Source organism: Burkholderia sp. WTPI3, from assembly GCF_021483755.1.
Taxonomy (GTDB): domain Bacteria; phylum Pseudomonadota; class Gammaproteobacteria; order Burkholderiales; family Burkholderiaceae; genus Burkholderia.
In genome coordinates this window covers 48,294-73,007 of sequence record NZ_JAGIXF010000025.1, presented here as the reverse complement: position 1 = coordinate 73,007, position 24,714 = coordinate 48,294, and the positions used below count along the sequence as shown (strand labels likewise).

Annotated in this window: 21 protein-coding genes, 1 tRNA gene and 1 pseudogene; 8 read left to right on the top strand and 15 right to left on the bottom strand. The window is 64.1% G+C overall.

Annotated elements, in window-relative coordinates:
• Positions 1-198: 198 nt before the first annotated feature.
• From J7024_RS16230 to J7024_RS16190, 9 genes are all read right to left on the bottom strand, one after another.
• Complete coding sequence (locus J7024_RS16230) at positions 199-534, bottom strand: hypothetical protein (RefSeq protein WP_124829348.1); 336 nt, start codon at positions 532-534, stop codon at positions 199-201.
• A 333-nt stretch (positions 535-867) separates the two neighbouring features.
• Positions 868-1,200 carry a cytochrome o ubiquinol oxidase subunit IV gene (gene cyoD, locus J7024_RS16225; RefSeq protein WP_098555674.1) on the bottom strand — a complete coding sequence of 111 codons (333 nt, stop codon included), beginning with the start codon at positions 1,198-1,200 and terminating at the stop codon, positions 868-870.
• On the bottom strand, positions 1,201-1,809 hold the full coding sequence (cyoC, locus tag J7024_RS16220; protein WP_124829349.1) for a cytochrome o ubiquinol oxidase subunit III: 609 nt from the start codon (positions 1,807-1,809) through the stop codon (positions 1,201-1,203).
• Positions 1,809-3,815, bottom strand: a complete 2,007-nt coding sequence (gene cyoB / locus J7024_RS16215; RefSeq protein ID WP_124829350.1) for a cytochrome o ubiquinol oxidase subunit I — start codon at positions 3,813-3,815, stop codon at positions 1,809-1,811. The genes cyoC and cyoB overlap by 1 nt, the downstream gene beginning before the upstream one ends.
• Positions 3,816-3,818: 3 nt before the next feature.
• On the bottom strand, positions 3,819-4,706 hold the full coding sequence (cyoA, locus tag J7024_RS16210) for a ubiquinol oxidase subunit II (RefSeq protein ID WP_124829351.1): 888 nt from the start codon (positions 4,704-4,706) through the stop codon (positions 3,819-3,821).
• A 268-nt stretch (positions 4,707-4,974) separates the two neighbouring features.
• Positions 4,975-6,504, bottom strand: a complete 1,530-nt coding sequence (locus tag J7024_RS16205; protein ID WP_124829352.1) for a complex I subunit 4 family protein — start codon at positions 6,502-6,504, stop codon at positions 4,975-4,977.
• Between the two features lie 456 nt (positions 6,505-6,960).
• Positions 6,961-8,334, bottom strand: a complete 1,374-nt coding sequence (locus tag J7024_RS16200) for a hypothetical protein (protein ID WP_175770080.1) — start codon at positions 8,332-8,334, stop codon at positions 6,961-6,963.
• A 184-nt stretch (positions 8,335-8,518) separates the two neighbouring features.
• Positions 8,519-8,612, bottom strand: a tRNA-Ser gene (locus J7024_RS16195).
• Positions 8,613-8,722: 110 nt separating this feature from the next.
• The gene (locus J7024_RS16190) at positions 8,723-9,976 is read right to left on the bottom strand and encodes an aspartate kinase (RefSeq protein ID WP_059450411.1); all 1,254 of its coding nucleotides are present in this window, start codon (positions 9,974-9,976) and stop codon (positions 8,723-8,725) included.
• On the opposite strand from J7024_RS16190, the pseudogene J7024_RS37525 reads away from it, so the two are divergent.
• Positions 9,959-10,196: pseudogene (locus J7024_RS37525) on the top strand (hypothetical protein); the annotation flags it as partial. The gene J7024_RS16190 and the pseudogene J7024_RS37525 sit on opposite strands and share 18 nt — an antisense overlap.
• 122 nt (positions 10,197-10,318) lie before the next feature.
• Here the strand turns inward: J7024_RS37525 and tilS are convergent.
• The 4 genes from tilS to cysS form a co-directional block, all read right to left on the bottom strand.
• On the bottom strand, positions 10,319-11,725 hold the full coding sequence (gene tilS, locus J7024_RS16185; RefSeq protein WP_175751586.1) for a tRNA lysidine(34) synthetase TilS: 1,407 nt from the start codon (positions 11,723-11,725) through the stop codon (positions 10,319-10,321).
• 43 nt (positions 11,726-11,768) lie between these two features.
• On the bottom strand, positions 11,769-12,740 hold the full coding sequence (locus J7024_RS16180) for an acetyl-CoA carboxylase carboxyltransferase subunit alpha (RefSeq protein ID WP_006478433.1): 972 nt from the start codon (positions 12,738-12,740) through the stop codon (positions 11,769-11,771).
• Positions 12,741-12,843: 103 nt separating this feature from the next.
• Positions 12,844-13,719: a DNA-3-methyladenine glycosylase family protein gene (locus J7024_RS16175; protein WP_234745300.1), complete on the bottom strand. Its 876-nt coding sequence runs from the start codon at positions 13,717-13,719 to the stop codon at positions 12,844-12,846.
• Positions 13,720-13,762: 43 nt separating this feature from the next.
• Positions 13,763-15,160 (bottom strand): cysteine--tRNA ligase, encoded by a 1,398-nt coding sequence (cysS, locus tag J7024_RS16170; RefSeq protein ID WP_124829356.1) that lies wholly within the window; start codon positions 15,158-15,160, stop codon positions 13,763-13,765.
• A gap of 234 nt (positions 15,161-15,394) precedes the next feature.
• Between cysS and J7024_RS16165 the strand changes: the two genes are divergently transcribed.
• The 4 genes from J7024_RS16165 to J7024_RS16150 all read left to right on the top strand — a co-directional run bounded on the left by J7024_RS16165 (position 15,395) and on the right by J7024_RS16150 (position 18,136).
• Positions 15,395-16,117, top strand: a complete 723-nt coding sequence (locus J7024_RS16165; protein ID WP_175751590.1) for a tetratricopeptide repeat protein — start codon at positions 15,395-15,397, stop codon at positions 16,115-16,117.
• Positions 16,118-16,156: 39 nt separating this feature from the next.
• Positions 16,157-16,732, top strand: a complete 576-nt coding sequence (locus J7024_RS16160; RefSeq protein WP_059450416.1) for a peptidylprolyl isomerase — start codon at positions 16,157-16,159, stop codon at positions 16,730-16,732.
• Between the two features lie 88 nt (positions 16,733-16,820).
• Positions 16,821-17,312, top strand: a complete 492-nt coding sequence (locus tag J7024_RS16155) for a peptidylprolyl isomerase (protein WP_027784822.1) — start codon at positions 16,821-16,823, stop codon at positions 17,310-17,312.
• 23 nt (positions 17,313-17,335) lie between these two features.
• Positions 17,336-18,136 carry a UDP-2,3-diacylglucosamine diphosphatase gene (locus J7024_RS16150; protein WP_124829357.1) on the top strand — a complete coding sequence of 267 codons (801 nt, stop codon included), beginning with the start codon at positions 17,336-17,338 and terminating at the stop codon, positions 18,134-18,136.
• Between the two features lie 29 nt (positions 18,137-18,165).
• On the opposite strand, the gene cysE is transcribed toward J7024_RS16150, so the two are convergent.
• Together cysE and J7024_RS16140 are read right to left on the bottom strand one after the other, a co-directional pair.
• Positions 18,166-18,939, bottom strand: coding sequence for a serine O-acetyltransferase (gene cysE / locus J7024_RS16145; RefSeq protein WP_124829358.1), 774 nt, complete (start codon positions 18,937-18,939; stop codon positions 18,166-18,168).
• Between the two features lie 301 nt (positions 18,940-19,240).
• On the bottom strand, positions 19,241-20,065 hold the full coding sequence (locus tag J7024_RS16140; protein ID WP_124829359.1) for an RNA methyltransferase: 825 nt from the start codon (positions 20,063-20,065) through the stop codon (positions 19,241-19,243).
• Positions 20,066-20,345: 280 nt separating this feature from the next.
• Between J7024_RS16140 and J7024_RS16135 the strand changes: the two genes are divergently transcribed.
• The 3 genes from J7024_RS16135 (at position 20,346) to galU (ending at position 24,691) form a co-directional block, all read left to right on the top strand.
• Positions 20,346-21,149 (top strand): inositol monophosphatase family protein, encoded by an 804-nt coding sequence (locus J7024_RS16135; RefSeq protein ID WP_096507276.1) that lies wholly within the window; start codon positions 20,346-20,348, stop codon positions 21,147-21,149.
• A 313-nt stretch (positions 21,150-21,462) separates the two neighbouring features.
• Complete coding sequence (locus tag J7024_RS16130; protein WP_124829360.1) at positions 21,463-23,085, top strand: NAD(P)/FAD-dependent oxidoreductase; 1,623 nt, start codon at positions 21,463-21,465, stop codon at positions 23,083-23,085.
• Positions 23,086-23,806: 721 nt separating this feature from the next.
• Positions 23,807-24,691, top strand: coding sequence for a UTP--glucose-1-phosphate uridylyltransferase GalU (gene galU / locus J7024_RS16125; protein ID WP_234745299.1), 885 nt, complete (start codon positions 23,807-23,809; stop codon positions 24,689-24,691).
• Positions 24,692-24,714: the final 23 nt, after the last annotated feature.

Sequence of the window (24,714 nt, the reverse complement as noted above, 5' to 3'; positions counted from 1 at the left end):
AGGCCCTGTCGGTCGATTGAGGGGTGTAACGAGGGTCGATTCTACCCATTCAATTCGGCGTCGAGCCATCCCGCGGCAGTTCTTGCCTGCAGCCGCCGCGCCCGCAACGCCCGCGCACGATTCGCGCGGACAAAAGAAAACCGCCACGAAGGCGGTTTTTCTCGTGCGCGCACGCGTCGCGCGCGTGCGGCATGTCGATCAGTGCCAGCCGTGGCGGCCGTGGTCCCCGTGACCACGATCGCCGCCCCAGCCGCGGCCATGATGACGATACCACTCGTCGCGGCCCCAGTAGCGGCGGCCGTCCCAGTAGCGATCGCCGTGCCAGCCGATCACGATCGCCGGCGCGGGAGCGTACATGGGCGCCGGCTGATAGACGACCGGCGGAGGCGGCGGCGCATACACGGGCGCGGGCGCGACGTAGACCGGAGCCGGCACGCCGACGTTGATCCCGACATTGACTCCCGCCATTGCTGCGCCCGACACGAGCAAGGCCGTCATACCGGTCAAGAGCGAGGCAACACGCAAAGTCTTCATGGATTCCTCTTTGAGTTGTGTCATGTGTGATTCGACTATAACGGCAAGCGCCGTCCCAGCATATTTCAAGTTTGTAAGAACTGATGCGCGGCATCGCAACGGGAAGCGCCCGCTAACGTCTTGTAACAATTGACGGCCCGACCACTGCCGGGCGCGCCGCTCCGGCCTGCCCGCCGGGCTTCTCGTCCGGACGCGCGTCGAATCATACTGCGTCCGGACGCTCGTTCGCCCTGCCAATGCGATTGAAATGATGCGCGCGGATTTCGCAGGCGAAAAAAAAGCGGCACTCGCGTGCCGCTTCTTCATGGCGGGCGCGTTGCGCCGCGACATCGCTCAGCGCGACATCATGTTCATGCTGACGTTGTGCATCACCCACAACGTCCCGACGATCAGGATCGCCGCGGTCAGCACGGTATAGCTGAACGCCATCACGTTCCAGCGCTGGCCCGACGAACCGTTCATGTGCAGGAAGTACACGAGGTGCACGACGATCTGCACGAGCGCGAGCGCGGCAAGCGCGATCAGCGACGCGTGCGGCGACAGCACGCCTTCCATCACCAGGCCGAACGATGCGGCCGTGAGCAGCACCGACAGGATGAAGCCGGCGACATAGCCGCCGACGCTGCCGTGACCTTCTTCGAGTTGAGACGAATGCGAATGGGCCATTTAGATCACGCTCGCAAGATAGACAAAGGAAAACACGCAGATCCACACGATGTCGAGGAAGTGCCAGAAAAGGCTCAGGCACGTCAGACGACGCAGGTCGCGATCGGTCAGGTCGCCGCCGCGCAGCACGATCTGCCCGGCGAGCACGACCATCCACAGCAGGCCCGCCGTCACGTGCAGGCCGTGCGTGCCGACCAGCGTGAAGAACGCCGACAGGAACGCGCTGCGTTGCGGGCCTGCACCTTCCGCGATCAGGTGCGAGAACTCGCGCAGTTCCATCGTGAGGAACGCCGCGCCGAGCAGGAACGTCACTGCCAGCCAGGCAAGCATCACGCCGCGGCGCTGCTTGTACGCGGCCAGCATCGCGAAGCCGTAGGTGATGCTCGACAGCAGCAGCGCGGCAGTTTCCAGCGCGACGCCCGGAATGTCGAACAGGTCCTTCGCGGTCGGACCGCCCGCATACTGGTTGCCCAGCACGGCGAACGTCCCGAACAGCGCCGCGAAGATCACGCAGTCGGTCATCAGATACAGCCAGAAGCCGAACACCGAGTGCGACGGCGGATGGTCGTCGTGCTCGAGCAAGGTTGCGCTCAAGGTTTTCTGCAACATCAGTTGGCCTCCAGTTCCACGTCGTCGACACGCGTGGCCACGCGCACCGCCGGTTGCTTCTCTTCGATCTTGCGCACCTTGGTCGCCGGGATGTAGTAGCCGTCGTTGTCACGCGAGCTATAGATCACGAGCGTCGCGACGATCCCGACCAGGCCGCCGATCGCCATCCACCAGATATGCCACACCAGTGCGAAGCCCAGCACGAGGCTGAAGATCGCGACCACGAGACCCGCACACGTATTCGACGGCATGTGGATGTCGCGGATCGATGCCGGGTTCGGACGGGCATCGCCACGTGCCTTCATGTCGGCGTACGCGTCCAGCGTGCGCACTTGCGGGATCACCGCGAAGTTGTAGTCCGCCGGCGGCGACGTGGTGGCCCACTCGAGCGTGCGGCCGCCCCACGGATCGCCTGTGGTATCGCGGTATTCCGGCAGGTTGCGGTTGCGGATGCTGACGACCAGTTGCAGCAGCTGACATGCGATGCCGATCGCGATCAGCACGGCGCCGAATGCTGCGACCAACAGCCACGGATGCCACGCCGGGTTGTCGTAGTGGTTCAGACGACGCGTCATGCCCATGAAGCCGAGCACGTACAGCGGCACGAATGCGACGTAGAAGCCGACCTGCCAGAACCAGAACGCAGCCTTGCCGAGCTTCTCGTTCAGCTTGAAGCCGAACGCCTTCGGGAACCAGTAGTTGAAGCCCGCGAGATAGCCGAACAGCACGCCACCGATGATCACGTTATGGAAGTGCGCGATCAGGAACAGGCTGTTGTGCAGCACGAAGTCCGCACCCGGAATCGCCATCATCACACCGGTCATCCCGCCGATCGTGAACGTGACCATGAAGCCGATCGTCCACAGGACGGGCGTCGTGAATTCGATCCGGCCGCGATACATCGTAAACAGCCAGTTGAACACCTTCACGCCGGTCGGGATCGCGATGATCATCGTCATGATGCCGAAGAACGCGTTCACGTTCGCGCCGGAGCCCATCGTGAAGAAGTGATGCAGCCACACGAGGAACGACAGCACCATGATCGCGCAGGTCGCGTACACCATCGTCTTGTAGCCGAACAGCGGCTTCTTCGAGAACGTCGCGATGACTTCCGAGAAGATGCCGAACGCAGGCAGGATCAGGATGTAGACCTCGGGATGGCCCCACGCCCAGATCAGGTTCAGGTACAGCATCGCGTTGCCGCCGGCTTCGTTCGTGAAGAAGTGCATGCCGAGGTAACGGTCGAGACCGAGCAGCGCGAGCGTCGCGGTCAGGATCGGGAACGACGCCATGATCAGCACGTTCGTGCAGAGGGCCGTCCACGTGAATACCGGCATCTTCATCAGCGTCATGCCGGGCGCGCGCATCTTGATGATGGTCACGAAGAAGTTCACGCCGGTCAGCAGCGTGCCGACACCCGAGATCTGCAGCGCCCACAGGTAGTAGTCGACCCCTACCCCCGGACTGAACTGCAGTTCCGACAGCGGCGGGTATGCGAGCCAGCCCGTCTGTGCGAATTCGCCGATCACGAGCGAGATGTTGATCAGGATCGCGCTGACCGCCGTCATCCAGAAGGAGAGCGAGTTGATGAACGGGAACGCGACGTCGCGTGCGCCGATCTGCAGCGGCACGACGAGGTTCATCAGGCCGACCATGAACACCATCGCCATGAAGAAGATCATGATCACGCCGTGTGCCGTGAAGATCTGGTCATAGTGGTGCGGCGGCAGGTAGCCGGGCGCGTTGTACGCGAGCGCGAGCTGCATGCGCATCATGATCGCGTCGGCGAAGCCGCGCAGCAGCATGATCAGCGCGACGATGATGTACATCACGCCGAGTTTCTTGTGGTCGACCGTCGTCAGCCACTCCGTCCACAGCCACTTCCAGCGGCCGGTGATCGTCAGGCCGGCGAGCACGCCCAGAACGGCCAGCCCCATGAAGGCACCGGCCACCATGATGATGGGCTGATCGAACGGGATCGCCGATAGTGTGAGTTTGCCGAACATGCGTTACCCCTTCGTGCCGCAGGCGGCGTCCTTCAGATCGAGGACGTGGCCATCGTTGTATTTCGCGATGATGTTGTGGAAGAGCCGCGGATCGACCGACGAGAAGTAGCGCACCGGCGCCTTCTCGCTCGGCTGCGCAACCGAGCCGTACACGGTCGCGTCGAGACGGTCAGGCGATGCCTTGACCTTCTGCACCCATGCGTCGAACTGCTCGCGCGGCTCGGCCAGCGTGCGGAACTTCATGTCGGAGAAGCCACGGCCGCTGAAGTTGGCCGACGTGCCCGCGTAATCGCCGGCTTCGTCGGCGATCAGGTGCAGGCGCGTCTGCATGCCGGCCATCGCGTAGACCTGGCCGCCGAGCTGCGGAATGAAGAACGAGTTCATCACCGAATCCGACGTGATGCGGAAGTTCACCGGCGTACCGACCGGAATCGCGAGCTGGTTCACCGACGCGATGCCGAGTTCCGGATAGATGAACAGCCACTTCCAGTCGAGCGCGACGACCTCGACGTCGATCGGTTTCACCGACGACTCGAGCGGCTTGTACGGATCGAGCTCGTGCGTGGTCTTCCACGTGAGCACGCCGAGAAACAGGATGATCAGCGTCGGCACCGTCCAGATCACGACTTCGATCGCGGTCGAGTGCGACCAGTTCGGCGCGTAGGTGGCGTTGCGATTCGACGCGCGATAACGCCACGCGAACCACAGCGTGAGCAGAATCACCGGCACGACGACGATCAGCATCGCCCAAGTGGAGGTTGCGATCAGTGCCTTTTCGGCGGCACCGACACTCCCTTTCGGATTTAGTACATCTAAATTACAGCCTGACAGGCTCAGCGCCGCGCCGATTGACATCAGCGCCGTCCAGCCTTTTGAAGCTTTTCTTTTCATCACACAGCCCGAGGGGTCATTGAATCCGTAGCGTATGCCCGATGCGCATTCGATCCACGAAAGTGGGCCGAATCATACGTCGCGCGCGCACGATGAAAAACCGGTGGATGCGGCAAATCATCATTGCAAAATCTGCTGTGAGACAGATTGTCGCGGGGCGATTTCATGCAGGCGCAAGTTGGCAGGTGCGCTCGGCACCTGCTCCGATGGATGTGCGCGCAACGGCCGCATCGTCATGCGATGCGGCCGTCGTGCGCCAGCACTGCGGTCAGTTGTGCGCAGAGGCCATGTAGGCCGGCTGCGGCGGCGTGATGCCGTCCCCTGCCGGCACCTTCGAGCGGCTGGCGTCTTCGATCAGTTGCGCGACGGTCGGGTCGATTGCATCGGTGAACGGCTTCGGATAAATGCCGACGCCCAGCACGATCAGTGCGAACGACGCGAATACCACGATCTCGCGGCGGCTAAGGTCGGAGAGCTTCGCGACACGTGCGTTATCGACCTTGCCGAACACGACGCGCTTGATCATCCACAGCGTGTACGATGCGCTGAGGATCAACGTGAGCGCCGCGATGGCGCCGATCCAGAAGTTGAAACGGATCGCGCCCATGATGACCATGAATTCGCCGACGAATCCCGACGTGCCCGGCAGGCCCACGTTGGCCATCGCGAACAGCACCGCGAACATCGCGAAGCGCGGCATCACGCCGGCCACGCCGCCGTATGCGGCGATCTCGCGCTGCTTGGTGCGATCGACCAGCACGCTCACGCAAAGCAGCATTGCGCCAGCGACGAAACCGTACGAGACGAGTTGCACGATCGCGCCCGCGACGCCGATCTGGTTGAACAGGAACAGGCCGAGCGTGACGATCCCCATGTGCGCGACCGTCGAATACGCCAGCAGCTTGGTGAGATCGGTCTGCGCCAGCGCGACCAGGCTCGCGTAGACGATCGCGAACAGCGACAGTGCGATCACGGCCGGCGCGAAGAAGTGCGCTGCATCAGGCGTGATCGGCAGCGCGAAGCGCAGGAAACCGTAACCGCCGAGCTTCAGCATCGCGAGCATCAGCGCGGCGCCGGTCGGGCCGTCCGTATAGACGTCGCGCAGCCACGTGTGAACCGGCCACATCGGCACCTTGACCGCGAACGCGGCGAAGAAGCCGAGGAACACCAGCAGCTGAGGCGAGAAGCCGAGCTCCAGCGTGCGCCATGCATTCATGTCGAACGTGTGCGACTTCGCATACAGGTAGAGCATCGCCATCAGCAGCAGCAGCGAACCCGCGAACGAGATGAAGAAGAACTTCACCGCCGCGTACACACGATGCTCACGGCCCCACGTACCGATCAGCAGGTACAGTGGGATCAGCGTCGCCTCGAAGAAAATGAAGAACAGCAGCCCGTCCTGCGCGACGAACACGCCGACCATCAGCCCCGACAGGATCAGGAACGACGCGTAATACTGCGCGATGCGAACCGTGATCGATTCCCACGATGCGATCACCACGATGAGCGTCGTGAACGCGGTCAGCACGACGAGCCAAAGCGATGCGCCGTCGATGCCCACACGCCAGCCCGAGTTGAATGCAGCAAGCCAGTCGCGGGTTTCGACGAACTGCATCGCAGCCGAATGCGAATCGAAACCGGTGACGAGCGGGACGACTGCTGCCAGCCCGATCAGTGCGCCGATGAGCGCGATCAACCTCGTGCGATTGGGATGATGGTCGCTGCCGGCACGTAGCAGGCACGCGCCGACCAGGATCGGAGCCCAGATCGCCAGGCTCAGAAAGGGAAAATCATGCATGTCAACAAACCTAGAGAGGGTCGCGCACTGCATCGGGACAGGCGGGACGAAAGAATCGAAATCAAATCGTAAGATAGATTTCGCGAATCACCCTTGTTGGCAAAATGTAAAGCAACGTCAGAACGAAGTTTGACGCGGCTCAAGCGCAATCGGGTTAACGAGGATAAATCGATTGGAGAAATTTTGCATCGCAACAGACTCTAGTTCTTCGACGCGTTTGCAACCACCTGATTTTTATATGTAATTTTTTGTATTATCGAAGGTCGCGACGCGCGCGAATCGGTGCGATGCCGCATTTTTGTCGTCAGACCGCTGTTTTGGCGTGCCTGAACAGGATGCAGGGAACGATGAGCACGCCCGGCACAAATCTTACAACGATACTTTCATTTTTCTTTCGTTTTGCCATCATCAAAGCGCCCCGAGGGCGCGCGATGCCGCGTGTCGCAGTCCTTCCGGCTAGCGCCGATGACTCAGCCGATCCCATATGCGCATCGCCACCGCGCGGTAGTGGTTGTGTTGTGCGGGGAAATGAACGAAGCGACTGTCGGGCGTCGCATAAACCGGCGAAGTCGCAAGCGTGATCGCGTCGACGATGAAGCGCGCGTCGATCATGCCCGCCTGCAGCAACTCGACATAGATCGCCTGCTGATCGCCGCCGCTCGCGTAGACGGACGATCGATCGTCGAAGCTCTCGATGCGCGCACACATGCGCTCGACCAGTTCGCGCATCGGCGCGACATTGCGCACGCCGATCATGCACGAGTTGATCGCCCAGGCCGTATGGTCGGTGCCGATCACGAAATCGCGGCCGTCGATCACGCCGTCGACCGGTTGACTCTGGTCGATCGCGAGGATGTCCGCGTCGACCCAGAACACGAACGCATGATCCGGCAGATGTTCGCGAATCAGATGCAGCTTCGCCCAGTTCGCATCGATGCCTGCCGGCAGGAACGCCGGCGGCTCGCGATACGCATGGTACGCATAGCCGTGGCGCGTGCAGTAGCGCACGAAGTTCTCCTCGTGCAGATCGCCGTAGCCGGCGATGTGCGACGTGTGCAGACTCACGAACGCAATGCGCGCATGCGGATTCACATGTCGCGCCGGTTCGCGCGGCCGCTGCTGCGCGGCACGCCAGTCGTCCATCGCGCGCGGCTGCTCGCCGCGCCGGGCCCGCTCCGCGTCGTCGACGAGTGCGACCACGTAGCGAAAGTCGTAGTCCGGCGGTGGCGCCCACTCACCGTCCGACTGTCGCCATTCGGGCGCATGGTGCGCAACGAGCGGATCTGCGGCGACGACGGCATCGATGGCATACGCATCGGCCCACACCGTTTGGGCCGATGCGAAATAGCCGCTCGCGAGCGGCTGATCGAACGGCAGCGGCGGGAAATGCGCGGCAAGCAGCGTCGCCTCGCATGCGTGCCGCCGCGCCGGCAGGCGCATCGCCCACTCGCCCAGTTCGACCGCGAGCTTGCGCAAGCGCTCGCGCACGTCGGGCACATTGCGAAAGATCATGCCGCTTGCCGCGGGTAGCGGCGATTGCGACGTCTGCGTCGTGAGGATCGCGTCGTAGCCGTTCGCGACGTCCGGCAGCGCATGCTCGCCGAATACGACCGAGAACGGATCGAGCACGAGCAGCAACGCGCCCTGCTCCATCGCGACGAGTTGCGCGACGATTGCGTGGTACTTGTGCAGCACCTGCTGGCGCTCGCCGTACACATGCATGCCGTCGACGATCGTATGCCGGTAGCCGTGGCGTCCTGCGTAATGCTCGTGGTTGGCAACGAGCCCGTCGACGGGTCGATGAGAAAGAAAAGTCAGTACGGAATGCATGCGTGCCTGGACTCCAGCTTGGGGCGCTACGGGCGATACGTCTATTTAGCGCATGTGCGTCGCCCAAGTCGAGCATTGATTGGCTATCCGGACCAAGTACGCGCCGATCGGCGAGTCCAAAAAACGAAGGGGAAAAGAAAAAGCCCCGCAAGTCCGAGAACTTGCGGGGCTTTGTCACCGCTTTTGGCGGAGACGGAGGGATTCGAACCCTCGATCCAGGTTTTGGCCCAGATGCTCCCTTAGCAGGGGAGTGCCTTCGACCTCTCGGCCACGTCTCCCAAACTTTCGCTCGCACCAGGGAGGCAGTGCGACGAGAACGAAATAATATAGGGTTTCGAACCGGCCGTCAATTTCCGTGATGCATTTTCTTCAATGCATCACAAAAAATTCACGCTGCCTGATCGAGTTCGAAAGCCTTGTGCAGTGCGCGGACGGCCAGTTCCATGTATTTTTCGTCGATCAGCACCGAAATCTTGATTTCGGACGTCGAGATCATCTGGATGTTGATGCCCTCTTCCGACAGCGTGCGGAACATCTTGCTCGCGACGCCCACGTGCGAACGCATGCCGACGCCGACGACCGACACCTTCGACACCTTCGGGTCGCCCTGCACGCGCTCGGCGCTCACATGGCCCTGCACCTGGTTGGTCAGGATGTCCATCGCCTTCTGGTAGTCGCCGCGGCCGACCGTGAACGTGAAGTCCGTCTTCCCTTCGACGCTCTGGTTCTGGATGATCATGTCGACGTCGACGTTCGCATCGGCGACCGGGCCGAGGATCTGATACGCGATGCCGGGCTTGTCGGGCACGCCCATCACAGCAATGCGTGCTTCGTCGCGCTGGAACGCGATGCCGGAAATGACTGCCTTTTCCATGGTCTCGTCTTCTTCAAAAGTAATCAGGGTGCCCGAGCGCATTTCTTCGTCGAGCGCAATCAGCGGATCGGTCAGGCTCGACAGCACACGCGTCTTCACCTGGTATTTGCCGGCGAATTCGACCGAGCGGATCTGCAGGACCTTCGAGCCGAGGCTGGCCATTTCCAGCATTTCCTCGAACGTCACGCGATCGAGGCGTCGCGCCTCTTCGACCACGCGCGGATCGGTCGTGTAGACGCCGTCGACGTCCGTGTAGATCAGACACTCTTCGGCACCCAGCGCGGCCGCAACCGCCACCGCCGACGTATCCGAGCCGCCACGGCCCAGCGTCGTGATGTGGCCGTCGGGATCGACGCCCTGGAAGCCCGTGATGATCACGACCTTGCCTGCGTTCAGATCGGCCTTCACGCGTTCGTCGTCGATCGAGTGGATGCGTGCCTTCGTGAAAGCGCTGTCCGTCTTGATCGGCACTTGCCAGCCTGCATAGCTCACGGCTTCGACGCCGATTTCCTGCAACGCGATCGACAGCAGGCCGACGCTGACCTGCTCGCCGGTCGATGCGATCATGTCGAGCTCACGCGGGCTCGGCTGGCTCGAAATCTCTTTCGCGAGACCGAGCAGACGGTTGGTTTCGCCGGACATCGCGGACGGCACGACCACCATCTGGTGCCCGGCCTGATGCCATTTTGCGACGCGTTTCGCGACGTTCTTGATGCGCTCGACCGAGCCCATCGAAGTGCCGCCGTATTTGTGTACGATGAGTGCCATTGTCGTTCTGAACTGGAGGTGAAACCGCACGGGCGCGCTGGGCAGGCCGCGTTGCCGTTCGGTCACGCGGCTTGTGGCTGTGGACGGACGACGAGGAGAACGGCTGGGACGCAACACGCAAGCGTGACGGATTTTGCCCGGAAGGCCGATCAGGCCGCGCAAACCGGGTACGTCACGCGGAAAACCTGCACAAATCGCTCAAAAATCGAGCCGAGCAAACGTCCGAGCGTACCCGATAGAGGCCCGCTTGACAAGCCGATCGCCGCGCCGGCAGGCGTTCCGACGCTGTTTACCAAATGGTGAAAACCGGCGAGCGATCGCGCCGCCGGAAACCTGCCGCAGCTACGCGATCAGCAGGTCGGGACGCCACTCGATCCGGCGCCACGCACCGTCGCCGGACAATCCGTCGCCGTGATTGATGCCGAGCCGCGGCACGTAGACGAGCCGATCGCCCGCGAACAACAACGGCACGTCGCGCTGCCATGCCGGCACGCCGCGCTCCTGGAACAGGTTCTTCAACGTGCGGCCCGGGCCGCCGGGCGACGTGCGCATCCGCTCGCCGCCCGCGCGGGCACGCGCGGCAAGCGCCGCGGCGCGCAGCAGCGCCTCCGGCACCGCCCCGTCGCTGCCTGCTTCGGCCGGCGCGAACACGAACGTGCCGCGCCACGCCGGCAGGCGCCAGATTTCCTGTCCGTCCCAGCCGAGCACCGATTCCGGGTGCGGCGTCCCGGTGCCGTCATCGGCCGGCTCGGCACTGTCGCCCGCCTCCCAGTACACGACATCGCGATACAGCCTCAGGCACTGGCCCGCGTGATCGACACGCAGCGCATGCGCATCGTGCGCGGCCCGCAACTGCCGCATCATGTTCGCGAGCCGGCCGGCGGACGCACTCGGCAAGCCGAGCCGGCGCATCCAGAAACGCAGCAGGTTCGCGCCGCGCGCATCGTCGAACGCGACCAGCGCATCGCGCGACAGCGCGCGTCCGTCGTCGCGCGCGGCAGTCGCGAAATCCAGTTCGGCCAGATCGTCGAGCAGCCGCTGTGCGGCGGCCGCATGCTGGGCCGCTCGGCCCAGCGCATCGCGAAAGCCCGGGAAATGCACGGCAAGCGCCGGCAGCACGTCGATGCGCAGCGCATTGCGCGCATAACGCGTGTCGCCGTTCGATTCGTCGTCGATCCATGTGAGTTCGCGCTGCGCCGCATAACGCTCCAGTTGCGCGCGCAACAATCGGAGCAGCGGACGCACGCGCTCGACGCTCGCGCCGTCCGGGCGATAGCGCGGCGCCATTGCGGCCAGACCGGCGATCCCCGCGCCGCGCAACAACTGCAGCAGCACCGTCTCCGCCTGGTCGTCCGCATGCTGCGCGACCCATAGCGCGACCGCACCGTGACGTTCGCACATCGCGTCGAGCACCGCATAACGACGCTCACGCGCCGTCGCCTCGATGCCGAGACCGCTGTCGCGCGGCACATCGACACGCTCCGCATCGAACGCGACGCCGAGCCGGTCGGCCGTCGCTTGCGCGTGCGCGACCCACGCGTCGGCATTCTCGCTCAGGCCGTGGTGCACATGCAGCGCCACGCAACGCGCAGTGCCTGCGACGCGCACGGCCGCGTCGAGCAGCACCGTCGAGTCGAGGCCGCCGCTGTACGCGATCGCGATGCGTGCATCGGACGGGACGTCGGAAAGCGCAACGCCGACCGCATCGAGTACGACGCGGTCGGCGGAAAATTCGGTCGGGGGGATCACGAGAGAAGCGCGCGCCGCACGGCGCGCGATGCGAGCACGCCGGTCATGCGCCGGGCGTGGTTTCCTTGAACTTGCCGTAGGCCATCAGGCGCTCGAAGCGACGCTCGCGCAACGCATCGATGCTCATGCCCTGGAACTGACGCAGCGAATCGGCGAGCGCGCGACGCAGTAGCGCGGCCATGCCCTTCGGATCGCGATGCGCGCCGCCGAGCGGCTCGTTGATGATCTTGTCGATCAGGCCGAGCGCCTTCAGTCGATGCGCGGTCAGGCCCAGCGCTTCCGCGGCTTCGGGCGCCTTCGCGGCGCTCTTCCACAGAATCGACGCGCAGCCTTCCGGCGAGATCACCGAATAGGTCGAGAACTGCAGCATCATCACGGTGTCGGCCACGGCGATCGCGAGCGCACCACCCGAACCGCCCTCGCCGATCACCGTCGTGATGATCGGCGTCTTCAGTTCGGCCATCACGTATAGGTTGCGGCCGATCGCCTCCGACTGGCCGCGCTCTTCCGCACCGATGCCCGGGTACGCGCCCGGCGTGTCGACGAACGTGAAGATCGGCAGCCCGAACTTCTCGGCGAGACGCATCAGGCGTTCGGCCTTGCGATAGCCTTCCGGACGCGGCATCCCGAAGTTGCGCGCAGCGCGCTCCTTCGTGTCGCGGCCCTTCTGATGGCCGATCACCATGCACGGGTGGCCGCCGAAACGCGCGAGACCGCCGACGATCGACAGGTCGTCCGCGAATGCGCGGTCGCCATGCAGCTCGTGAAAATCGGTAAACAGTTCCGCAACGTAATCGAGCGTGTACGGACGCTGCGGATGCCGCGCGATCTGCGAAACCTGCCACGGCGACAGATTCGCGTAGAGGTCCTTCGTCAGTTGCTGGCTTTTCTTCGACAGCCGCTCGATTTCTTCCGAAATATCGACAGCCGAGTCGTCCTGCACGAATCGCAGTTCTTCGATCTTGGCCTCGAGTTCGGCGATCGGCTGTTCGAAATCCAGAAACGTGGTCTTCATGTGTTCGAATCCTTGGGTCTTGCGGCAGCGCGTATTCTACCCGCGCACGCGATACGCAAGACCAGCTCTCAACTATTGATGTTTAAAACCCGATAGCCGTCAATCAGGCGTCGGCGTCAGGCGCGTCGAGGCTGCGCCACATGTACCAGGTCGCGACGGTGCGCCACGGCTCCCAGTTGGCGGCCACTTCCCGCGCCTCGCTGCGCGTGACGGGTTCTCCGCTGAAGTAATTGACGCTGATCGCGCGGATCAGGCCCGGATCGTCGAGCGGCAGCACGTCCGGCCGCGACAGGTTGAAGATCAGGAACATCTCGGCCGTCCAGCGGCTGATGCCGCGGATCTGCGTGAGTTCCGCGATCACGTCCTCGTCGTCCATCGACGTCCATTTGTCGACGTGCAGCGCGCCGGACACGAAGTGTTGCGCGAGATCGAGGATGTATTCCGTCTTGCGCTTGGACAACCCGCACGCAATCAGCTTGTCCGCGCCGAGCCGGATGACCGGCTGCGGTGCGAGTTTCGGACACGCATCCTCGATGCGCGCCCACAGCGCCTGTGCAGACGGCACCGAGATCTGCTGGCCGACGACCGAACGCGCGAGCGTGACGAACGGATCGCCGCGCTTCACGAGATGCGCGGGACCGAACTTCGGAATCAGCTTCTTCATGATCCGGTCGCGCTTGACGAGATCGGCGCACGCCTTGTCCCAGTATGCGGGACGCACGACGCCATCGACGCCATCGACGCCGTCGGCTGCCGCCTCGGACGCACGCGTCTTGCGGGCCGCGTCGGCGGCCGCCATCGCAGCCTCCGGCTGCCCCGCATCCGCGCCTTTCGCGCGCGCGGGCTTCGCATGACCGTTGAGCGCGCCGTTCGGCACGGCGCGCGTCGCGTCCGCCTTCGCCGCTGGCGCGCGCTTGGCTGCCGGACGCGCGGCGACCGGAGTCGCACGCCTGACCGGCGCTTTTCTGGCCGTTGCCATCTTGCCTCCTACCTGACGGATCGGTCAGTGGAACGCGCCGCGCTCATACGCGACGCCATTCGGTGGATCCGCCCGGTTTGTCTTCAAGAGCGATCCCGGCCCCGAGCAGTTCCGCCCGGATCCGGTCCGCTTCGGCATAGTCCTTCGCTTGTTTCGCCGCGATGCGCGCGGCGATCTTCGCTTCGATCTCGTCGGCCGCGAGCCCGCCCGCCTGCGCGGTGCCGGCGCCGTGCTGCAGGAACGCGCGCGGTTCGCGGCCGAGCAGGCCCAGCAGGCCCGCGAGTTGTTTCAGTTGCCGCGCGAGCGACGCATCGCGCGTGCGGTTGACTTCGCCCGCAAGCTCGAACAGCGTTGCCACCGCGACCGGCGTGTTGATGTCGTCGTTCATCGCGGCCGCGAAGCGCTGCGCGTGCGGCTCGTTCCAGTCGAGCGCGAGCGCGTCGGGCTCGACATCCTTCAGCGCCGTGTACAGGCGCGTGAGCGACGCGCGCGCATCGTCGAGATGCACGTCGCTGTAGTTGAGCGGCGACCGGTAGTGCGTGCGCACGATGAAAAAGCGCATGACCTCGGCATCGTACCGCTCGAGCACTTCGCGGATCGTGAAGAAGTTTCCGAGCGATTTCGACATCTTCTCGTTGTCGACCTGCACGAAGCCGTTGTGCATCCAGTAATTGACGAACGTCGTGCCGGTCGCGCCCTCGCTCTGCGCAATCTCGTTTTCGTGGTGCGGGAATTGCAGATCCTGGCCGCCGCCGTGAATGTCGAAATGCTCGCCGAGCAGCGTGCAGCCCATCGCCGAGCACTCGATGTGCCAGCCCGGCCGGCCCATCCCGTACTTCGACGCCCACGACGTGCCTTCCGGATCGTCGGCCTTCGCACGCTTCCACAGCACGAAATCGAGCGGATCTTCCTTCGCGTCGTTCGCGGCGACGCGTTCGCCCGCGCGCAGATCGTCGAGCGATTTGCCCGACAGCTTCCCGTAGTTCGCGAACTTGCGCACCGAATAATTGACGTCGCCGTCGCCCGCCTGGTACGCGTAGCCGTTCGTCTCGAGCTTCTCGATCATCCCGAGCATCTGCGGAATGAACTGCGTCGCACGCGGCTCGATGTCGGGCCGCTGGATCCCGAGCGCGGCTTCATCCTCGTGCATCGCGCCGATGAACCTGTCGGTCAGCGACTTGATCGTCTCGCCGTTCTCGACCGCGCGGCGAATGATCTTGTCGTCGATGTCGGTGATGTTGCGCACGTACGTGACCCGATAGCCGATCGCACGCAACCAGCGCTGGACGAGATCGAACACGACCAGCATGCGCGCGTGGCCCACGTGACAATAGTCGTAGACGGTGATCCCGCATACGTACATCCGCACTTCGCCGGAATGGCGCGGCACGAAAACTTGCTTGTCACGCGCGAGCGTGTTGTAGATGCGCAGTGATTCCATAGAGATGAACCGTGAGCCGAAGGAAACCGCCCTGGCGAAGCTCGCCCAGCATGCGAAACGGACGGACCACCTGCTGCGGCACGACGCCGCGCGTCCTCGATATCACATGGGGCGGTCAGGCTGCAAGCACAGCGGTGACGGCCACGAGAGGCAAAGAAAGACTGTCTGCGGCTCGCCGGAACGCGCAGACGTTTTGTTAGAATGGCTCGGAGTATAACATTCCGATTTACGCCTATGAAACCTCATCGCGGCCGCGCGCCGAGCGCTGCGACCCTCGTTGCGACCGCCGTCATGGGCGTCGCGCTGGCGCTTTTCGCAGCCCCTGCGGCGCATGCGCAAAAGGCCCCGGCCGTCGCCGACGGCACCCCTGAAATCGACGCGTCGATCGCCGGCAAGCAGTGGAAACAGGCGCTCGCGCAACTCGACGCCCGCATCACGGCGAACCCGCACGACGTACAGGCGCAGTTCAAGCGCGGCACCGTGCTCGCGCGCCTGAACCGCGATGACGACGCGATCCAGCAATTCGTCGCGATCACGCAGGCGTACCCCGAACTCCCCGAACCCTACAACAACCTCGCGGCGCTCTACGCGAAGCACGGGCGCTACGACGAAGCGCGAAGCGCGCTCGTCACCGCGACGCAATCGAACCCGAGCTACACGCTCGCGTACGAGAACCTCGGCGACCTGTACCTGCGCCTCGCGGCCGAATCGTACAAGCGCGCGCAATCGCTCGGCCACACGAGCGGCGCGACGGCCCAGCGCCTCGCCGATCTGCAGAAGATCATATCGCCGCCGAAGTCCGCCGCGAACGCGCGCGCCGTCACGCCGGCAACGCGCGAGTATACCGACCGCGCCGCCGCGAACGTGAGCACCACCACGCTGCCGATGTCGCCGACGTTCCAGTTCAACGGGCCGTCGGGGGCGCTGGCGGCGCCGTACGTCGCGCCGTCGCAGTAAGCGGCGCAACCTTTCTTCCCTCCCAACCTGAGGATCGCAATGAAACGTCTGTTGCTGGCGCTTGGCGGCGCCGCCCTTCTCGCGACCGCGCCCGCGTTCGCGCAATCGGCTACCGCGCACCCCGTCGTGCAGCTGAAGACCTCGCAGGGCGACATCCGCGTCGAGCTCTACCCGGAGAAGGCGCCGAAAACGGTCGCCAACTTCCTCGATTACGTGAAGGCCGGCCAGTACAACGGCACGATCTTCCATCGCGTAATCAAGGGCTTCATGATCCAGGGCGGCGGCTACAAGACCAACTTCGAGGAGAAGCCGACGCGCGCGCCGATCCCGCTGGAAAGCCGCAATGGTCTGAAGAACCTGACCGGCACGATCGCGATGGCACGCACGAGCGATCCGAATTCGGCCACCGCACAGTTCTTCATCAACACGGTCGACAACAGCGGCCTCGACTACCCGAACCCGGACGGCAACGGCTATGCGGTGTTCGGCAAGGTAGTATCGGGCCTCGACGTCGTGAAGAAGATCGAAGGCGTCGCAACAACCTCGCGCGGCCCGATGCAGGACGTGCCGGCCCAGCCGGTCGTGATCGAATCGGCCAGCATCGTCTCGAAATAAGCACCTGCCGGCACGTCCGGCGCCACACGCGGCCGCGTCGCACGACCGGCCGCGTGCCATTTAAACCGCCTTACCGAAGGAATTCATCATGGTTGAACTGCACACGAACCACGGCGTGATCAAGCTCGAGCTCGACGCCGAGAAGGCACCGAAGACAGTCGAAAACTTCCTGAACTACGTCAAGAAAGGTCACTACGACGGCACGGTGTTCCACCGCGTGATCAACGGCTTCATGATCCAGGGCGGCGGCTTCGAGCCGGGCCTGAAGCAGAAGCCGACCGACGCGCCGATCGACAACGAAGCGAACAACGGCCTGAAGAACGACAACTACACGGTCGCGATGGCGCGCACGAACGATCCGCATTCGGCGACCGCGCAGTTCTTCATCAACGTGAACGACAACGACTTTCTGAACCACTCGTCGCCGACGCCGCAAGGCTGGGGCTACGCCGTGTTCGGCAAGGTTGTCGAAGGCCAGGACGTGGTCGACAAGATCAAGGGCGTCAAGACGGGCAACGCAGGCTTCCATCAGGACGTGCCGGCTGACGACGTCGTGATCGAAAAGGCCGTCGTGGTCTGACGCGCGCTAACGGAGGCACTTCGATGTTGCAGGAGAGTCCGCCGCGAAGCGTCTCCGCGGGCGTGCCTGGCGAGCGCGAATACGCGCAAGCCGCACGCCCGTTCCTGTTTCTCTCCGATCTGCATCTGAGCGAAGCGATTCCGAAGACGGTCGCCGCGTTCGAGCATTTCGTGAAATACACAGCCGACAGCGCCGATTCGGTGTTCATCCTCGGCGACCTGTTCGAATACTGGATCGGCGACGACATACTCGACGACGATCCGTTCGCGGCACGCATGGCCGCGCTGATGCATACGTTCTCGGAGCGCGGGATCGCGCTCTACGTGATGCACGGCAACCGCGATTTCCTGCTCGGCCGGCGCTTCATGAAGGCGGCCGGCGCGATGCTGTTGCCCGATCCGGCGCTGATCATGGCATTCGGCCAGCGCATCGTGCTCGCCCATGGCGATGCGCAATGCACGGCCGATCGCGGCTATCAGGTGTTCCGGCGGTTCGCCCGCAATCGCATCGCGCAGTGGCTGTTTCTCGCATGGCCGTTTCGCTGGCGCCGCGCCCTCGCGCAGCGGATGCGTTCGAACAGCGAAGCAGGCCGGATGCGCCCCGCTTCGTCGATCTACGACGTCACGCGTGAAGGCGTAGCCGCCCTGTTCCGGAAAAGCCGGGCGGGCGTGATCATCCACGGCCACACGCACCGCCCTGCGCGGCACGTCGAACCCGATGGAATTCGCTGGGTGCTGCCCGACTGGGATCTCGACCACGGCAGGCCACGCGGCGGCTATCTGCGCGTCGACGCGGAAGGCATCCACGCGATGCCGCTCGACTGACGCAAACCGAGCCGCCGGCATGCATCGCGTTACGACTGGCGCTCGACCGTCTTGCCTTCCAGCACCGCCGACAGCCGGCGCAGGTCCAGACGCGCCGCGTCCGCGCCCTGCAACGTTTCCAGATGCGTGCCGAGTTGCTCGAGCGCCGCGACGATTTCGTCGACGCGCCGGCTTTCCTTTGCCGCATGATCGATCAGGCCGTGAATCGCGAGCGACATCGGATCGTCGGCGTTGGGCGTGATCCCGTATGCGCAGAACGCAGCGCGCTCCGGCTGCGGCTTCGGCTGAGCCGGCATCACGATGCGCGCCGGATTGCCGACCGCCGTACCGCCCGCCGGCACCGGCTTCACGACGACTGCGTTCGAACCGATCTTCGCGCCCGCGCCGACCGTGAAACCGCCGAGCACCTTCGCGCCCGCGCCGACGATTACGCCTGCCTCGAGCGTCGGATGGCGCTTCGCGCCGCGCGTGAGCGACGTGCCGCCGAGCGTCACGCCCTGGTAGATCGTGCAGTCGTCGCCGATGATCGCCGTCTCGCCGATCACGACGCCCATCCCGTGATCGATGAACACGCGCCGGCCGATCGTTGCACCCGGATGAATCTCGATACCGGTCAGGAAGCGCCCGGCCTGCGACACGAAGCGCCCGAGCCAGTAGCGCTTCGCGCGCCAGCACGCGTGCGCGAAACGATGCAGGACGAGCGCGTGCAGCCCCGGATAACAGGTCAGCACTTCCCAGGCACTGCGAGCGGCGGGATCCCGCTCGCGAATCGTCGCAACGTCTTCGCGCAGTCTAGTGAACATGATCTGATCGGGGAAAAGGCCGGCGTGCCCCGCCGGCGATGGCCGGCCGTTATCGCACCGGGTAATTTGCTTATGACGTCTGGCGATTGTAGGGCCAGTCGCGCGCGGCCGCACAGCACCGCGCGTTCACCCCGCCGCCGGCGCGGGTATTGGCGCAGGACGCTTGCGGTGAAGGCTTTCCCGGACCGGGTGGCGAACCGGCGCAAGCCGAATCGGCACTGCCGGAGACGACCGGTGCGGTGCGACCGCTGCCGGCCGGAACACCGTGTTCGCGGCGTCCGGCACCCAGCGCACCGCCCGCTCAAGCGTCGCCGTCGGACGTACCGGACTTCAGCAGGATGTGCTTGGCGATGCCGCGCAGGATATTGACCTCCTCACGCTCGAGGCCCGTGCGTGCGAACAGCCGCCGCAGCCGCGGCATCAGCTTTTTCGGATTGCGCGGGTCGAGAAAATCGAGCGCGATCAGCGCGCTCTCGAGATGCGCGTACATCCGCTCGATCTCGTCACTCTGCGCGAGCGTGCCGACCTCGGCCGGTGCCGGGTGCAACGACTCGCTGCCCTGCTCCAGGAACGCGACGCGCAGCTCGTACGCGAGCACCTGGATGGCCTGGGCGAGGTTCAGCGAACTGTAGGCCGGGTTTGCCGGGATATGCGCGAGCACGCTGCACTGCTCGACGTGCTCGTTCGCGAGACCCGTGCGCTCGTTGCCGAACACGAGCGCGATGTCGCCGGTGCCGACCTGCGCGCACGCCTGCTCGGCAGCCGCGCGCGGCGCAAGGCGCGGCGGCCCGTATTCGCGCGTGCGGGCGGTCAGCGCGATCGACCAGTGGACGCCGGACAGCGCATCGCCGAGCGTGGGCACGACATGCGCGGACGCGAGGACGTCGTCCGCGCCGCTCGCCATCGCGATCGCCTCCGGGTCGCTCTGGACGTGCGGCACGCGCGGCGCGACCAGCACGAGCCGCGAGAAACCCATCGTCTTCAGCGCGCGGGCGGCCGCCCCGACATTGCCGGGATGGCTCGGCTCGACGAGCACGAAGCGGGTGGACGTGAAGCCGCCCGACGGCGGCGGGGACATGGCCGCGCCCGATTCGGACAGTGCGGCGGTGTTCTGCGGAGTTTCCACTACGATACGACTCGGTTCATCAGAATGGCAGTATGGTATCGCCATCGCCCCGGCAAACCCACTCGTCCGGGCGGACAGTGGGGTTTCCCCGCACTCCGGTCACCTGAAACTCTCGAAAATCGGGTAAAATCATGCGTTTACGCGTCGCACCTCGTGCGACGCGGGTCGTACCCCGCTCTTTGTCAATTTGCGTCTCATCTCGCCAGGCACGTTTGCGCCGTTCCGGGCGGGTTGTCCCACTTCGTGGCGGCTCGTGCCGCCCGCTACAGGATTCAGGCTCATGCATCCCATGCTCAACATTGCTGTCAAGGCTGCGCGCCGCGCCGGACAGATCATCAATCGTGCCTCCCTCGATCTTGACCTGATCGAGATTCGCAAGAAGCAGCAGAACGACTTCGTTACCGAAGTGGACAAGGCCGCCGAAGAGGCGATCATCGAGACGCTGAAGACTGCCTACCCTGACCACGCGATCCTCGCGGAAGAATCGGGCGAATCGGAGAACGAATCCGAATTCAAGTGGATCATCGATCCGCTCGACGGCACGACCAACTTCATCCACGGCTTCCCGTACTACTGCGTATCGATCGCGCTCGAACACAAGGGCGTCGTCACGCAGGCCGTCGTCTACGATCCGAACAAGAACGACCTGTTTACGGCCACCCGCGGTCGCGGCGCCTACCTGAACGATCGCCGCATCCGCGTCGGCCGTCGCGACCGCCTGTCGGACGCGCTGGTCGGCACGGGCTTCCCGTTCCGCGAAAAGGATGGCCTCGACGCCTATGCGCGCCTGTTCACCGAAATGACGCAGGCATGCACGGGCCTGCGGCGTCCGGGCGCCGCGGCACTCGACCTCGCGAACGTCGCGGCCGGCCGTCTCGACGCGTTCTTCGAGCAAGGCATCAACGTGTGGGACATGGCTGCGGGCAGCCTGCTGATCACCGAGGCCGGCGGCCTCGTCGGCAACTACACGGGCGACGCCGATTTCCTGCATCGCCATGAGATCGTCGCCGCGAACCCGAAGATCTACGCGCAGATGATCCCGATCCTGAACCGTTACAGCCGCCTGCACCCGGCAGCGGAGTAAGCCCGAGCCGCGCCCGCGCGGCGCGGGTTCGCGCGAACCATGCGCCGGTACCGTCATGATGGAGCGCCTGCCGCCGTTCGATTGCGCTGAGGAACAACGAAATGTTCCTCACGCAAGAACCGCTTCAGGCGCCTATCCTGACATTGCGCGAGTCGTCCAGTCTGGTCAGTGTGCTGCAGCCCGCCGAGCGTTTCCCGGCACCAACCGGGTTGCCTGCGAAATGCTCGCGCGGCGCACCACGTCGCCATCGGCATGCCGGCCCCCGCCCGTCTCAACACCGCCACGACTTCGTGGCAACCGTATCCGAATACTCATGTTACGGCTAAGCGAACTTAAACTCCCTCTCGACCACCCCGAAAGCGCCCTCGAAGCTGCAATTCGCGCACGCCTCGCGGAACTCGGCGTGGCGGCGGACAGACTCGTCCGTTACACGGTGTTTCGCCGCGCGCACGATGCACGCAAGCGCTCCGACATCAAGCTCACGTATATCGTCGATGTCGAAGTCAAGGACGAAGCGGCCGTGCTCCCGCGGCTCGCCGGCACGCCGCATTGCGGCGTGACGCCCGACATGGCGTACCACTTCGTCGCGAAGGCCCCCGAACATGGCAACTTCCTGCGTCCGGTCGTCATCGGTATGGGGCCGTGCGGCCTCTTTGCAGGGCTGATCCTCGCGCAGATGGGCTTTCGCCCGATCATCCTCGAACGCGGCAAGGCCGTGCGCGAGCGCACCAAGGACACCTTCGGCCTGTGGCGCAAGAGCGTGCTCAACCCCGAGTCCAACGTGCAGTTCGGCGAAGGCGGGGCCGGCACGTTCTCCGACGGCAAGCTGTACAGCCAGATCAAGGATCCGAACCACTACGGCCGCAAGGTGCTCGACGAATTCGTCAAGGCCGGCGCGCCGGAGGACATCCTGTATCTGAGCCGGCCGCACATCGGCACGTTCCGCCTCGTCAGCATGGTGGAAAAAATGCGCGCGACCATCCACGAACTGGGCGGTGAAGTACGCTTCGAAACCCGGGTCGAGGACATCGAAATCGATCAGGGCAAGGTTCGCGCGCTCAAGCTGTCGAACGGCGAAACGCTGCGATGCGACCATGTGGTGCTGGCCGTCGGTCACAGCGCGCGCGACACGTTCCAGATGCTGCACGATCGCGGCGTCTACGTCGAAGCGAAGCCGTTTTCGCTCGGCTTCCGGATCGAACATCCGCAAGGGCTGATCGATCGCAGCCGCTTCGGCAAGTTTGCGGGCCACAAGCAACTCGGCGCAGCCGACTACAAGGTCGTCCACCACTGCAGCAACGGACGGGCGGTCTACAGCTTCTGCATGTGCCCCGGCGGCACGGTGGTCGCGGCGACCTCCGAGCCGGGCCGCGTGGTCACCAACGGGATGAGCCAGTATTCCCGCGCCGAGCGCAACGCGAACGCGGGTATCGTCGTCGGCATCACGCCGGAAGACTATCCGGGCGGCCCGCTGGCGGGCATCGCATTCCAGCGCAAATGGGAAGAACGCGCGTTCGAACTCGGCGGCGGCGACTACAGCGCACCGGGGCAGCTGGTCGGCGATTTCATCGCGGGCCGGCCGTCGACGTCGCTCGGCTCCGTGGTGCCGTCGTACAAACCCGGCGTGCACCCGACCGATCTCAGCACCGCACTTCCCGACTACGTGATCGAAGCCATTCGTGAAGCGCTCCCACAGATCGACAAGAAGATCGCCGGCTTCGCGATGCACGATGCCGTGCTCACCGGTGTGGAGACGCGCACGTCGTCACCGATCCGGATTCGCCGCAAGGACGACTACCAGAGCGTGAACACCGCAGGACTCTATCCGGCCGGCGAAGGCGCGGGCTACGCGGGTGGCATCTATTCGGCGGCCATCGACGGCATCGAAGTCGCGCAGGCCGTGGCGCTCGACCTGATGTCGACGCACACGTCCTGAGTCGCCGAAAAGGCTCGGCACACGAAGGTTCGTGTGCCGAGTCGGACCTGACAGCACAGCATGGGGTGCCTGCGCTGCTCCAGCACGTCCGCGAGGTGAGTTGCCCACGGCGGCAGCCTCGTTAAAACCGCCGGAAAGCAGCGAACTGAACGCAAAGCCGACCGCATCCTTGCGGATCTTCCCGGGCCGGTCGCACTCGCCTTCTTGGCAATTCCTCCGACGGCAAACACCCTCCTCCTGATTTGCGCACCAGACGACCTCCCGGCCATCACCGCGCACGATCCGCCTCCGAAGCTGAACCTCGAGCGCATTCGTGCCTGCCTGCCACAATCTCGATAACCCTCGCACGGCCATCGCGCGCGTGGCGATCGAGTGCGGCGACGCGATGGTCACCGGGCTGTCCGTGCGCCGCCCCCCACTCGCGCACGAAAATCCGGCGGTACCTGCGTCTTTTCAAGGCGACCGCGTGTTATTGAATGGTCATCGGAGAACTGACGGATTCCGATACCCGTTTGATTCGGCCAAATTGCCTCCCGGCTTTTCAATGACGCGGCGCTTCAGTAGACTCCCGTTTCCGTTGGCGCGGTATTCGAGCGCCGGTTGAAAATCCCGATTCATAATAAAACCCGACGCACAATTCATTCGGGTAAACGAAAGACGGCGGGATGCATTGCTTCGGCAATGCGTCCGGATCCGCGACGACTCCTATCAGGAAAATGCAATGCTAAGAGTGACGAAAGCAGTTTTCCCCGTAGCCGGTTTAGGCACACGCTTTCTGCCGGCAACCAAGGCCAGCCCGAAAGAAATGCTGCCCGTCGTCGATAAACCGCTGATTCAGTACGCCGTCGAGGAAGCGATCGCCGCCGGAATCACCGAAATGATCTTTGTCACGGGCCGAAGCAAGCGTGCCATCGAAGATCATTTCGACAAATCGTACGAGGTCGAGGCAGAACTCGAAGCCCGCGGCAAAGAAAAACTGCTGAATCTCGTGCGCAGCATCAAGCCGCGCAACGTGGACTGCTTTTACGTACGACAGCCCGAAGCACTCGGGCTCGGGCATGCCGTGCTCTGCGCAGAAAAGCTCGTCGGCGATCATCCATTCGCAGTCGTTCTGGCCGATGACCTGCTCGACGGTGAGCCGCCCGTCATGAAACAAATGGTCGATGTATTCGATCATTACCATAGCTCGGTTATCGGCGTCGAAGAAATTCCGCCGTCCGATACGAAATCGTATGGGGTGGTAGACGGTAAAGAATGGGAAGAGTCGATCATCAAGATATCCGGGATCGTCGAAAAGCCGGCACCCGATGTCGCACCGTCCAATCTTGGCGTCGTCGGCCGCTATATTCTCAAACCGCGGATTTTCAAACACCTGCGCGGACTGAAACCTGGCGCGGGTGGCGAGCTTCAATTGACCGACGGGATTCAGGCGTTGCTCGCAGAAGAGCAGGTTCTCGCCTATCGGTACGCCGGTACCCGATACGACTGCGGCAGCAAGCTCGGCTACCTGAAAGCGACAGTCGATTTCGCGCTCCGCCATCCCGAGGTCGGGAGTGATTTCACCGCGTATCTGGCTGCACGGGCGCACGCGACGCCGGCGGAATGACCTGAAGAAGGCTGGCTGATTCG

Excerpts from the sequence above, each read along its gene's own strand:
- J7024_RS16230 (WP_124829348.1), bottom strand. The coding sequence starts at position 534 with ATGAAGACTTTGCGTGTTGCCTCGCTCTTGACCGGTATGACGGCCTTG.
- cyoD (WP_098555674.1), bottom strand. The coding sequence starts at position 1,200 with ATGGCCCATTCGCATTCGTCTCAACTCGAAGAAGGTCACGGCAGCGTC.
- cyoC (WP_124829349.1), bottom strand. The coding sequence starts at position 1,809 with ATGTTGCAGAAAACCTTGAGCGCAACCTTGCTCGAGCACGACGACCAT.
- cyoB (WP_124829350.1), bottom strand. The coding sequence starts at position 3,815 with ATGTTCGGCAAACTCACACTATCGGCGATCCCGTTCGATCAGCCCATC.
- cyoA (WP_124829351.1), bottom strand. The coding sequence starts at position 4,706 with ATGAAAAGAAAAGCTTCAAAAGGCTGGACGGCGCTGATGTCAATCGGC.
- J7024_RS16205 (WP_124829352.1), bottom strand. The coding sequence starts at position 6,504 with ATGCATGATTTTCCCTTTCTGAGCCTGGCGATCTGGGCTCCGATCCTG.
- J7024_RS16200 (WP_175770080.1), bottom strand. The coding sequence starts at position 8,334 with ATGCATTCCGTACTGACTTTTCTTTCTCATCGACCCGTCGACGGGCTC.
- J7024_RS16190 (WP_059450411.1), bottom strand. The coding sequence starts at position 9,976 with ATGGCACTCATCGTACACAAATACGGCGGCACTTCGATGGGCTCGGTC.
- J7024_RS16180 (WP_006478433.1), bottom strand. The coding sequence starts at position 12,740 with ATGAAGACCACGTTTCTGGATTTCGAACAGCCGATCGCCGAACTCGAG.
- J7024_RS16175 (WP_234745300.1), bottom strand. The coding sequence starts at position 13,719 with ATGGCAACGGCCAGAAAAGCGCCGGTCAGGCGTGCGACTCCGGTCGCC.
- cysS (WP_124829356.1), bottom strand. The coding sequence starts at position 15,160 with ATGGAATCACTGCGCATCTACAACACGCTCGCGCGTGACAAGCAAGTT.
- J7024_RS16165 (WP_175751590.1), top strand. The coding sequence starts at position 15,395 with ATGAAACCTCATCGCGGCCGCGCGCCGAGCGCTGCGACCCTCGTTGCG.
- J7024_RS16160 (WP_059450416.1), top strand. The coding sequence starts at position 16,157 with ATGAAACGTCTGTTGCTGGCGCTTGGCGGCGCCGCCCTTCTCGCGACC.
- J7024_RS16155 (WP_027784822.1), top strand. The coding sequence starts at position 16,821 with ATGGTTGAACTGCACACGAACCACGGCGTGATCAAGCTCGAGCTCGAC.
- J7024_RS16150 (WP_124829357.1), top strand. The coding sequence starts at position 17,336 with ATGTTGCAGGAGAGTCCGCCGCGAAGCGTCTCCGCGGGCGTGCCTGGC.
- cysE (WP_124829358.1), bottom strand. The coding sequence starts at position 18,939 with ATGTTCACTAGACTGCGCGAAGACGTTGCGACGATTCGCGAGCGGGAT.
- J7024_RS16135 (WP_096507276.1), top strand. The coding sequence starts at position 20,346 with ATGCATCCCATGCTCAACATTGCTGTCAAGGCTGCGCGCCGCGCCGGA.
- J7024_RS16130 (WP_124829360.1), top strand. The coding sequence starts at position 21,463 with ATGTTACGGCTAAGCGAACTTAAACTCCCTCTCGACCACCCCGAAAGC.
- galU (WP_234745299.1), top strand. The coding sequence starts at position 23,807 with ATGCTAAGAGTGACGAAAGCAGTTTTCCCCGTAGCCGGTTTAGGCACA.